This window comes from Vibrio sp. 03_296 (assembly GCF_002265885.1).
Window position 1 is genome coordinate 1 of record NZ_NPKW01001066.1, and the last position, 1,056, is coordinate 1,056.

The window sequence follows — 1,056 nt, forward strand, 5'->3', positions numbered from 1 at the left end:
ACTCAAGCGCACAACGCGATCAGCCAAATTAGAAGCCAGCACAAAGACGCGATCGAGCCTGCATTGGCGCAATCACTCGCCAGAATTGAGCAGCAACTGAGCGAGAATAAACAACCAGATCAAGAAGAAATCAACCTGCTGACCGTTTTGCTGGCAGATTGAGTTACCCAATGTTAGTTTAAATTACAAATAAAGACCGCTGTAAAAAGCGGCTTTATTCATTTTTGGCGAATTAAACTACATCTTGCGTTTAAATTGGTTATTAATTTACATCTTTTGATTGAAAATGGTGCCAAAACTGCAAATTATCTGCTCTAATAGCGCGATGAACTGCATGTGTGCTTGTTTGCTGGTTCATGATGTCGTTATTTTCTATTTTGCAGTTTTAATTTATAGTAGGAGAAATGAAATCGTSTGCGCCATTTTGTATCCGTCATGCGGCAGCTGATACTTTTGCTATGGTGGTTTTTTGCTTTATCTCAGGGATGATTATCGAGATTCTGATTTCTGGAATGACTTTCCAGCAATCTCTGGCATCAAGAACGTTATCTATTCCGGTTAACATCGCGATCGCGTGGCCTTATGGTGTGTTTCGTGATTGGGTTCTTCGCCAAGGTGCGCGCGTATCGACCAGTGGGCTGATGAAAACGTATCCGAATTAGTCGCTTATGTGCTTTTCAATCGCCAGTTCTACGCTGGTATTTGCTTGCGGTTAGGCGCATCGACAGAGCAGATCATCACGGCAGTGACCAGCAATGCGATCATCTCTTGCGGTATGGGCGYTTCTGTATGGCTACTTCCTAGATATGTGTCGCCGTTGGTTTAAGGTCCCAGGCTACTATCAGCAAGCATAATTGATGGTAGATTGCTCGATTTAGCCAATTACTAGCCAACTAAACTCCTCATGGCGCTTTTTTAAAACTGGGCTTGACCAATCCCAAGATAATCATTAAATAGCGCCTCGTTGGCACGAGTTGCCACACAAAATTTGATTCGGTGAGTTGTCCGAGTGGCTGAAGGRGTCACGCCTGGAAAGTGTGTGTACGGCAACGTACC

1 pseudogene is annotated in these 1,056 nt (G+C 44.1%); it reads left to right on the plus strand.

Annotated elements, in window-relative coordinates:
• Positions 1 to 404 precede the first annotated feature (404 nt).
• Positions 405 to 854: pseudogene (locus tag CIK04_RS29845) on the plus strand (L-alanine exporter AlaE).
• Positions 855 to 1,056 lie beyond the last annotated feature (202 nt).